At 72.5% G+C, this 10,365-nt stretch carries 8 protein-coding genes; 3 read left to right on the top strand and 5 right to left on the bottom strand.

From position 1 onward, the window contains the following. Positions 1–82: 82 nt before the first annotated feature. On the bottom strand, positions 83–1,126 hold the full coding sequence (locus ACFYPS_RS09245; RefSeq protein WP_354965460.1) for an extracellular solute-binding protein: 1,044 nt from the start codon (positions 1,124–1,126) through the stop codon (positions 83–85). Positions 1,127–1,163: 37 nt separating this feature from the next. Next, positions 1,164–2,327 carry an ROK family protein gene (locus ACFYPS_RS09240; RefSeq protein ID WP_354965461.1) on the bottom strand — a complete coding sequence of 388 codons (1,164 nt, stop codon included), beginning with the start codon at positions 2,325–2,327 and terminating at the stop codon, positions 1,164–1,166. A 394-nt stretch (positions 2,328–2,721) separates the two neighbouring features. On the opposite strand from ACFYPS_RS09240, the gene ACFYPS_RS09235 reads away from it, so the two are divergent. Beyond that, on the top strand, positions 2,722–5,424 hold the full coding sequence (locus tag ACFYPS_RS09235) for a sugar-binding protein (protein ID WP_354965462.1): 2,703 nt from the start codon (positions 2,722–2,724) through the stop codon (positions 5,422–5,424). A gap of 74 nt (positions 5,425–5,498) precedes the next feature. Here ACFYPS_RS09235 and ACFYPS_RS09230 read toward each other — a convergent pair whose 3' ends face one another. Beyond that, positions 5,499–7,223: a glycoside hydrolase family 3 N-terminal domain-containing protein gene (locus ACFYPS_RS09230; protein WP_354965463.1), complete on the bottom strand. Its 1,725-nt coding sequence runs from the start codon at positions 7,221–7,223 to the stop codon at positions 5,499–5,501. Positions 7,224–7,327: 104 nt separating this feature from the next. Next, positions 7,328–7,819 (bottom strand): DUF3145 domain-containing protein, encoded by a 492-nt coding sequence (locus ACFYPS_RS09225; protein ID WP_210917691.1) that lies wholly within the window; start codon positions 7,817–7,819, stop codon positions 7,328–7,330. A 309-nt stretch (positions 7,820–8,128) separates the two neighbouring features. Between ACFYPS_RS09225 and ACFYPS_RS09220 the strand changes: the two genes are divergently transcribed. Then, a complete protein-coding gene (locus tag ACFYPS_RS09220; RefSeq protein WP_074313395.1) occupies positions 8,129–8,458 on the top strand; it encodes a hypothetical protein in 330 nt (109 codons plus the stop codon). 92 nt (positions 8,459–8,550) lie between these two features. Here ACFYPS_RS09220 and ACFYPS_RS09215 read toward each other — a convergent pair whose 3' ends face one another. Beyond that, positions 8,551–9,174 (bottom strand): carbonic anhydrase, encoded by a 624-nt coding sequence (locus tag ACFYPS_RS09215; RefSeq protein WP_387323755.1) that lies wholly within the window; start codon positions 9,172–9,174, stop codon positions 8,551–8,553. Between the two features lie 180 nt (positions 9,175–9,354). Here ACFYPS_RS09215 and ACFYPS_RS09210 point away from each other — a divergent pair, with 180 nt between their 5' ends. Further along, positions 9,355–10,299 carry an alpha/beta hydrolase gene (locus tag ACFYPS_RS09210; RefSeq protein WP_354965465.1) on the top strand — a complete coding sequence of 315 codons (945 nt, stop codon included), beginning with the start codon at positions 9,355–9,357 and terminating at the stop codon, positions 10,297–10,299. Positions 10,300–10,365: the final 66 nt, after the last annotated feature.

The following is a 10,365-nucleotide window of genomic DNA, read 5'->3' as shown; positions in this document are numbered from 1 at the left end:
CGCGAGTCACCTCGGCCGTCCAGCGCCGGTACGTCCCCGGCGCGGCGCCGGACCGGGATTTCCCGGTCCGGCGCCGATCCGGTCAGCCCTTGTTCTTGATCTCGCCGTTCCAGTGGTTGATCCAGTCGGTCTCGTTCTTACCGACCACGTCCCAGTCGACGTCCATCGGCTTGAGCTGGAGCTGGGCGAGCCACTCCGGCTCCTCGGCGATGTCCACCGCGGGGATCTGGTAGTAGTCCTTGGCCAGGTCGGCGCGGAGCTTGTCGTCGAAGAGGAACTCGATGAACTTCTGGGTGCCCGTGGTGTTGCCACCCTTGACCGCGGCGAGACCGTCGACCAGCACGGGCGCGCCGGAGGCCGGCATCACGAAGCCGAACGGCATGTTCGACTGGTTGGCCTGGAGCAGGATGTCCTGCAGGTTCCAGGCGCTGAGCAGGCCCTGCTGCCGGGAGAGCTTCAGGTACAGGTCCGCTGGGTTCGCGGCGTACGCGCCGGTGTTGGCGTCGAGCTTCTTGAGCCAGTCGTAGCCCGGCTGGGGGTTGCTGCCGTCGGCGGACTGCTGCTGGATCATCGAGGCGTAGATCGACCGCATGGTGCCGGACGCGGCCACGTCGCGAATGACGATCTTGTCTTTCCACTGCGGCGCGAGCAGGTCGTCCCAGTCCTTCGGGGCCTGCTCAGGGGTGAGCGCCTTGTTGTTGTACATGATGACCTCGGGCAGCAGGATCTCGCCGAACCAGCGGCCCTCGGCGTCCTTGTACCGGGCGTCCATCTTGCTGGCGAACGTCGGCTGCCAGGCGGTCAGCAGGTCCTCGGACGCGCCGGCGGCCAGCCCCTGTTGGGTGCCGCCCCACCAGATGTCCGCCTGCGGGTTGGCCTTCTCGGCCCGGACCCGCTCGAGGATCTCCTGGGCGCCGAGGTTGAGGACCTCGACCTTCCCCTTGTACTCGGGGAATTTCGCGGTGAACTGGTCGACCACGAAGGTCGAGACCTTCTTGTCACGGGCCGTGTAGATCGTCAGCGACTCGACGCTGCCGTCGGCCGCGTCGTCGCCACCACCGCAGGCGGCGGTGCCGACGACCAGGGCCGCGGCGAGCGCTCCGGCGAGGAAAAGGCGACGTCTCATGAGTACCTCCAGGGGGGACGAGGGAAAACCGGGGTGGTTACGGGGCGGGAAGCAGGTTGGGTAGGCCGGCCGCGGCGGCCGACAGCGCGTAGCTGACCGCACCGTGCAGCACCGCCTGATCGCCGAGCACCGCCCGGCGTACCTCGGTCGATGCGGGCGCGCCGGCGCTGACGAGAGTCTGGATCCGCTCGACGGCGGCATCGTCGAGCTGTGCGGCGGCACCGCTGAGCAGGACCCGACCCGGGTCGATGACGCAGACGCACGAGACGATCAGTCGGGACCAGGCGGTCAGCAGTTCGTCCAGGAACGCGGCGGCGGCGCCTCCGGTGCGCGCCAGCTCCACCAGGGCGCGTACCGGCGCCTCGGGACGGCGGCCCGGCGCCAACGCGACCACCCGCTCGGCGATGGCATTCTCCGACCAGCGTGCCTCGAAGGGGCCGATCCCGTCGTGACCACGATCCGCGGCGTCCAGCGGCAGGAAACCCACCTCGCCGGCGGCGCCACCGGCGCCCCGACGGACCTGCCCGTCGAGCACCAGACCCGCGCCAATGCCGTCGGCGACGTGCAGCAGCAGCAGGTCGGCGACGTCACTGCCCGCCCCGGCGGCGTGTTCGCCCGCCGCCATCAGGTTCACGTCGTTGTCGACCACGACCGGTACGCCCAGCCGCCGTTGGACCATCTCCCCCACCGGCCGACCCTCCACCAGACCGACCGACGGGGCGAGACGGACAGCGCCTCCGGAGGAGACGCCAGGCGCCGCGATGGCCACACCCCGCAACGCCGGCAAGCCCTCCCCGGCCAGTTCGGGGATGGAACGGCAGATGGTGTCGACGATGTCACCGGCGAGTCGGACGGCACGGTGGGCGACCACAGCTCCGTCGCTGTCGGCGATCTCGCAGCTGATCCGGGACGGCTCCAGCGAAACGGCCGCGACCAGCTCGGCGCGAGGGTTGAACTCCAACATCGCGCGGGGACGCCCCGAGCGGGACGCGCCCGGCCCTCGCTCCAGAAGGTAGCCCTCCGCGATCAGCTCACGGACCAACGGCGTGAGCGTGGCGGGGCTCAGCCCGGTCAGCTCGGTCAGCTCGGCACGCGAGAGCAGGCGTACCTGGCGGGCGGTGGAGATCACGGAAAGCCGCTTGATCTCCTTCGACCGCTCCCGGCTCACCGGGCTCGTTGGTGGCGTCACCACGTCAGTCACACTTCCTTCCTACGGCGAACGAACTATGGAGTCAAGTAACGACTGGGTCTCGGCGACCAACCAAGACCCCTCGGAGCAGGAAAAATGCCTTTATGCACTGATGCGGATCCAGAGAGTGACCCCCTGGTTACGCCCGAGTTCGTTTCTTCTAGAAAAGAAGAAAGTCCCTTCGTGGGTATTGACGCTCCTCGCCGACGATCTCTAGCGTCACCCGGCGAAGGCCTTCCAGTGTGTACGGAAGTCCCGTACCGCTGTGCACCCCGGTGACGCCCGTCGATCGGGGCCTCACCGCCGCCCATCCCACCAACGAACCGGACCCGACCCGTCGGGGCGGCGCATCCCGCGTCCCCCGCCGGTCGTCGCTGTCCGGACCCCGCGGTTCGGAAGGATCCACATGCGACTCAAGGCATTCCTGCTACCGACGGCGCTCGCGCTGGCCCTGTCCGGGACACCAGGCGCCGCCCTCGCCGCCACCGCCCACCCCGCCGCCGGCGGCGCGGTCGACCTCGACGTGCTCTTCGTCAGCGCCCACCCCGACGACGAGGCGGGCAGCCTCGCCACGCTGGGGCAGTGGAAGGAGAAGTACGGCGCCAAGGCCGGCGTCGTCACCATCACCCGTGGCGAGGGCGGCGGCAACGCCGTCGGCCTCGAGGAGGGGCCACCACTCGGCATCATCCGGGAGCGCGAGGAGCGGACCGCGATCGGGCGGGCCGGCGTGCAGAACCTGTACAACCTCGATCGGGTCGACTTCTGGTACACCGCCTCGGCACCGTTGTCCGAGCAGATCTGGGGCCACGACGACACGCTCGCTCAGATCGTCCGGGTGATCCGGACGACCCGCCCCGAGATCATCATGACCATGAACCCGTCGCCGACCCCGGGTAACCACGGCAACCACCAGCAGGCCGCCAGGTTCGCCGCCGAGGCGTTCCAGGCAGCCGCCGACCCGAAGGCCTTCCCGGAGCAGATCCGCAAGGAAGGGCTCAGCGTGTTCCGGGCCGCGAAGTTCCTGCGTACCGGTGGAACCGGCAGCTCCTCGGCCGGCCCGGCGTGCGCGTCCAGCTTCACCCCGACGGTCCCGACCGACCAGGTCTTCGGCGTCTGGGAGGGCACCCCGAGCAGCAGCCGCAAGACCTGGGCGGAGATCGAGGTCGAGGCCCGCCGGGAGTACGTGACCCAGGGCTGGGCCGGCACCGCGGCCGCCCCGACCGACCCGGCGAAGATCCGCTGCGACTTCTACACCCTCGTCGACAGCCGGGTGCCGTACGACCCGGAGGACAGCTCACCGGAGGCGATCCTGCGCGGGTCGATGCTTCCGTCGACCAAGGGCGGGCTGCCCAAGGGCACCGAGCTGTACCTGACCACCGACCGCTTCGACGTGGCACCCGGCGAGAGCGTCGAGGTCACGGCGCACGTCAAGGCCGCCGCCAACCGGGCACTGAACCACCCCGGGGTGACGCTGCAGGTGCCGGCCGGTTGGTCCGTCTCCGGCGGTAGCGGGCTCGGCGTGAGCGTCCCGGCTGGCCGGGATCGGACGGCGACCTTCACCGTCACCGTGCCGAAGGGCGCCGAGACGGGCACGCAGAAGCTGCTCTCGGCCACCCTGAGCACCAAGGGCCAGGGCTCCGGCAGCACCGACGAGGCCGTCCGGGTCGTCGCCGATGTACGCGGCACCCTGGAGCCGCTGCCCGAGGTCGGTCTCTTCCGCGACTGGGCGAGCGCGGGCGGCTACGGCCAGCTCGACACCCTGATCAAGCCGGTGCTCACCATCGGCTCCGGCAAGAGCCGCGACGTCCGGGTCGACCTGCGCAACGTCGGCGAGACCGTACAGAACGGCACGGTCACCCTCGGCCTGCCCGCAGGCTTCACCGCCGACGCCGCCACGAAGAGCTACCGCGACCTGGCGGCCGGCGCCACCGGCGCGGTCACCTTCAGTGTCACCAACAGTGACGCCTCGCTGCCGACGGCCAACGAGGGCGGCGACGGCGGCGACTACGGCATCACCATCACCACCGCCAGCAGCACCGGCAGCACGGTCGAGACCGGCGCCCTGGAGATCGTGCCGACCACCGAGGTGCCGCAGGCCGGCGCCGCCCACGCCGTCGATGGAGTGGCCAGCGCGGGCGAGTACCCGGGCGAGGAGCTCGACTTCTCGCGCATCTGGGAGGGCGAGGCGACCACCGCGACGGACGCCTCCGCCAAGGGTCGGATCGCCTGGACCGCGGACGCGCTCAAGGTGATCGTCACGGTCACCGACGACGTGCTCGGCCGGAAGGTGGTGCCGCAGGATTGCAAGCGCCAGCGGCGGACCGACAGCGTCGAGATCATCGTCGACCCGAAGGGCGACTCCTCGGACACCTCGACCGTGTTCAAGGCGGGCATCTTCCCCATCACCGACGACCCGGCCAACGGCAACCCGCCGTGCTGGCAGCGCGACGCCGACAACCGGCAGGGCCCGGGTGGGCAGACCGCTCCGGGAATGACCGTGGTCAGCAAGGTCAGCGAGCCCTACACCGGCTACACGATCGAGACGAGCATCCCGTTCGCGGTGCTGCCCGACGCGGTCGACCCGGCCCGGATGGGCTTCAACGTGCTGGTCTACGACTCGGACACGCAGGATCTCGCCTCCCAGTCCCGACTCGGCTGGTCGACGTTCACCGGCGTACGAGCCGACCCGTACCGCTACGGCCTGGTCACCCTGCCCGGCTACACCCCTGCCCAGCAGGACCCGAGCACGCCGGTCTTCCCGGACACCTCGGCGCGCAGCGTGCACAGCCCGCAGACGATCGCCCAGTCGGCGGTCGGCGGCGTGGCGCCGGCGGCGGTGCCGCGGCTGCCGGAGCGGGCGCTGCGCCTCACCCGGCAGCACCGGGTGAACGGCGGGGTCGAGGTCTCCCTCCAGTCCGACCGTACGGGCACGGCGTATCTCTACACCTGGAACGGCGACCGGGCACTGGGCAGCCGCACGGTCGAGTTGCGACCCGGCCGGCCGGTGACCGTGCTGGTCCCGGTCGACGGGGATAAGGCGGAGGCCGTGCTGGCCGCGTTCGAGTCAGGTGGCTCGGCCGTCGCTCAGCAGGTCACGATCCGCCGCTGAGGTCATCGGGTAACACGGGCAGGTGCCGGACGAACCGGACGGCACCAGCCCGCCGCCGCGCTGGCGGTCGGCGGTCAGGTGCCGCAGGTGGTCGCGGGCAGACCGGGCACGGTCACCGGGGACCGGCCACCTGGGCGGGCCTTGCCGGCCAGCACGGCGGCCAACGCGGTCATCGACGCCCGGCTGGAGGAGTACGTGGCCAGCAGCGTCGGCGACTTCGCCTTGGCCAGCACGTACGGGGTGTCCATGGCGACCGTGACCGCCGCGTCGGCGCGCAGGTCGGTGGCGCCGTCGCCGTAGCCGACCAGGTGCACCACCGTGCCTCCCTTGGGCACCACCTTGACGCCGGCCGCGGTCAGCGCCTCGGTGAGCAGCGACCGGGTGCCGTCCCGCCCGCCGGAGGAGGTGACGGTGATCGGTCCGCGCACCGCGCCGCCGCAGGCGCCGCGCAGCACGGTTACCGCACCGGCGGCCAGCGCGTCCGCCGCCGCGCGGTGCGCCGGGGCGTTGAGCGTGGACATCTCGGCGGTCGGGAGCGCCGCCAGCCGGAACTTCATGGTCAGCACCCGGGTGACCGCCTCGACCAGTCGGGCCCGGGTCAGCGACCCGCCGCGCAGCGCGGCGAGCAGCCCGTCGTACGCCTGGCCGACGTTCGGGGTCATCAGGATCAGGTCGTTGCCGGCGTTCAGTGCCCGGACCGCGGCCTCGCCGGGAGCCCAGCGCTTCGCCGGGGGCATGTTCATGCCGTCGGTGATCACCACGCCGGTGAAGCCGAGCTGGCCGCGCAGCACGTCGGTGAGCAGCTTGTGCGAGAAGGTGGCCGGGGTGCCCGGGTCGATGGTCCGCGCGTCCAGGTGACCGGACATCACGGCCATCGCGCCGGCGTCGATGCCGGCGGTGAACGGTGGCCAGGCACCGCTCTTCAGCGCCGCCGCGGACTGGGTGAGCACCGGCAGGTCCTGGTGCGAGTCGTCGGCGCTGTGGCCGTGACCCGGGAAGTGCTTCAGGGTGGCGGCGACGCCGACCGCCTGGAGGCCCCGGACCGCGCCGCCGACCTGCGCGGCGGCCCGCTTCGGGTCCGAGCCGTAGGACCGGGAGCCGATCACCGTGCTGCGGGTGGCCAGCACGTCGGCCACCGGAGCGAAGTCGACGTTGATCCCCATCGCGGCCAGCTCGGCGCCGGCGGCCCGCCAGGCGGCCTCGGTCAGCGCCGGGTCGCCGGCCGCACCGGCGGCGAGGGCGCTGGGCAGCACGGTGACGTCGTTGGTGATCCGGGTGACCACGCCGTACTCCTGGTCGGTGCCGACCAGGAAGGGCGCGGAGCCGGCGGCGAGCCGACCGGCGGCGGCGCGGAGGCCGCCGGTCAGCTCGTGCACCTGCTTCGGGTTGTCGACGTTGGTGGTCTCCTGGTTGCCCTTGGTCGGGTCGTCGGCGCTGAACCCGACCAGGATCAGCCCGCCCAACCGGTACTTGGCGATCATCTCGGCGGGGGTGTCGACCCCGGCCAGCGCCTGGTTGCCGGCGGCCGAGCCGGGTGAGACCTTCGTGGCCGAGTCGCCGTAGGCGTACGGCATCAGCACCTGGCCGACCAGGTCCTCGTCGGAGAGGGTGGCGACCAGCGCCGCCGCCTGGGCGGCGGGGTCGCCAGGCGGCATGGTCGTGGGGGCGCTCGGGCCGGCGGAGGTGCCGGCCGGACCGGGCGTCGGCGCGGGGTGGTCCGCGGTACCCGAGCAGCCGGAGACGAGCAGGGCGGTCAGGGCGGCGACGGCGACGCTGGCGCGACGCGGGCGAATCGGCACCCACCCATCCCACCAGTTCGCCCTTATCGGGGCAACTTGACCTCACCGGTCAGCCGCCGCCGCGCCAGCGTGCGGGCAGGTGGCCCGACCGGCGGGTGACCGGGTCAGCCGACCCGGGTGAGCAACGTCACCGGGGCGCCGTCGCCGGCGTACCGGTAGGGCTCCAGGTCATCGTCCCACGCGGTGCCGAGCGCCTTGTCCAGCGCGTGCGCCAGCGCCTCCGGCGCCCGGGCCGCGGCCATCAACGCCCGCAGCCGGTCCTCGCCGAGCTGGATGTCGCCGGCCGCACCGACGGTGGCCCGGAACAGGCCGCGCGCCGGCACGTACATGAAACGTTCGCCGTCGGCGCCGGGACTCGGTTCCTCGGTCACCTCGAAACGGATCATGGGCCACTGCCGTAGGGCAGCAGCCAGCTCGGCGCCCGTCCCCGGACGACCGGTCCACCCGCACTCGGCCCGGCGGGCGCCGGGGTCGACGGGCTGAGCCGTCCACTGCAGGTTGACCGGCGCGGCTAGGACGCGCGCGATCGCCCACTCGACGTGCGAGCACACGGCGAGCGGGGTCGAGTGGACGTATACGACGCCACGCGTTGGCACGGTGACCTCCCGGAGAGCGAGGTGCGTCTTCCCCTACGACCTCGTCCACCGGAGTTGTTGCTGCTACACATGATTACTCGTGTGACGGATGGTGCGCCAGAGAATCGGAAAAAACGCCGGCCGGAATAGCCGGACGGGTGGTCCCCGTTGCCTCTCAGGACACCGCGACGACCAGCCTGATGTCGTGGTCCTGTACAGTTCCATCGGCGGCTTGTGCCGCGCACAACTTCGTGGGTCGACCCAGGTGGTGGCCCGCACACAGCCCCCGGACGTTCCAGTCCTCCCGTACGTCTTGCAAGGAGTACCTCCGTGGCGAGCAACACCTCTAAGACCGCGCGCGCGTCCGTCCGGGCCGGCCAGGCTGGCCAGGGTGGCGCCCTCAGCGTGCTGGGCGAGTTCAAGTACCTCATCCCGCTCAACGGCGGCAAGCACGCCTACGTGCGCAACCTGACCAACGGCAAGACCGCGCACCTGCGCACCGACTCCGAGGCCTTCGTCGAGGAGATCCGGGTGCTGGCCGCGGCCGGCCACGCCGCCAAGATCCGGGCGGAGATCAACAACCTGAACACGACCCACCCGGGCGACGGCTGGGACGCCACCGAGAAGCGCCTGGTCGAGGCCGGCGTCTTCGAGGGCTGAGCCCTCCCCCACCGCTACACCTCGAACCGCCCGCCGGGATCTCCCGGCGGGCGGTTCCGCGTTCGCCACCTGGCCGCCGGGCCGCCGGGGGCTCAGGCCGGGTCCAACAGGGCGACCTCCCCGGTGGCCAGGTCGTAGAGACCGCCGACCACGGCCACCCCGCCCGCGGCGACCGGCCCGGCCAGCAGGTCGTCGTGGCGCAGGGTCCGCACCGTGCGCCGGACGTGCCGGCGGATCGCCAGCGGATGCACCGCGGGGTCGTCCAGCCCCGCCTCGGTCACCGCCGGAGCGATCTCGTCCACCAGGTGGGCCAGCGACCCGGCGGGACGCACCCCGGCGCGCAGCGCGTCCACCGCGGCTCCCACCGCGCCGCACCGCTCGTGGCCGAGCACCATCACCAGCGGTACGCCGAGCTGGCCGACCACGTACTCGATCGAGCCGCACACCGCGCGGTCCAGCACGTGCCCACCGGTGCGGATCACGCAGATCGCGCCGAAGGTCTGATCGAAGATCGCCTCCAGCGGCACCCGCGAGTCGATACAGCCGAGCACCACCGCGTACGGCTGCTGGTCGCCCGAGGCGGCCGCGGCGGCGGTGACGTCGTGTCCGTGCACCGGCTGGCCGCTGACGAACCGCCGGTTACCGGCGAGCAGCTCGGCCAGCGCGGCGCGCGGCGTACCACCGGCCTGCCGCCCCGGTGCCGACGGTCCACCCACCGGCGGTCCGGGCGTTGCCCCCGACGACCCCATGCCGTTCAGCTTGGCCCGCTGTGGGGTGGCCACGGGCGGGGTCGGGAATGTTCTCTGCGCGTGATTGGCGTGGTGTCATGGCGGGTAGCCGGTGTTACCGCCGGGTATGCCGGTGCGGTTCGTGCCGGGCGGCCCTGGGAGGTGGCGATGCCGGAGCGGTTCGAGGTCGGTCTGCCCGACGGGGTACGCCTGCACGTCGAGGCGACGGGGCCGACGGACGCCCCGGTCACCGCCGTTCTGCTGCACGGCTGGACGCTGGACGGGCGCAGCTGGCACCGGCAGGTCGACGCCCTCACCGGGTCGTCCGGCGACGCGGTGCGGGTGGTCACCTACGACGCGCGGGGGCATGGCCGGTCCAGTTGCATGCCGCTGCCCACTGCCACCCTGGCCCAGCTCGGCGACGACCTGCTCGCGGTGCTCGACGCGGTCGCGCCGACCGGGCGGGTGGTCCTGGTCGGGCACTCGATGGGCGGCATGACGATCATGGAGTACGCGCACCGCCACCCGGCGCACTTCGCCGCCCGGACCGCCGGCCTGGTCTTCGTCTCGACCACCGCCGAGGGGCACACGCACACCGTCTACGGGCTCTCGCCCCGGATCGCCCGGCTGATCCGGCTGGCCGAGACGACCGGCGCCGGGGTGCTGGCCCGGTGCGGTTCGTGGCGCGCACCCCGGGCGCTGCTGCGCGCGCTGCAACCGAGCATCCGCTGGATGCTCTTCGGCGACCGCTGCGATCCGGCCGACATCCGGCTGGTGACCTCGGCGGTGGCCCGCGCCTCGCTGCGCTCGATCGGCGGGTTCCGCGCCTCGATCGGCGCCCAGCACCGGCTGGACACCCTCGCCGCGCTGGCCCACCTGCCGGCGGCCGCGCTGGTCGGCGACCGGGACCGGCTGACCCCGCCGCCGTGCGCCGAGTCGATCGCCGCGGTACTGCCGGCCACCGACCTGACCGTCTGCCCGGGGGCCGGGCACATGCTGATGATGGAACGCCCGCACGAGGTGAACGCCGCGCTGACGGGCGTCCTGAGCCGGGTGCTCGCCGAGCCGGCGCCCCGCGCGAGCGGCACGACCCCCGCCGGGACGGGTGTCTGACCACGTTCCCGCACCTCGGGCGCGGGAGGCCGGGCCCAGGGCCGTACCCTTCTGCGGTTGGCCCGC

Origin of the sequence: Micromonospora sp. NPDC005087 (assembly GCF_042872965.1) — a bacterium.
Taxonomy (GTDB): Bacteria; Actinomycetota; Actinomycetes; order Mycobacteriales; family Micromonosporaceae; genus Micromonospora.
This window is presented reverse-complemented; position numbering and strand designations above follow the sequence as displayed.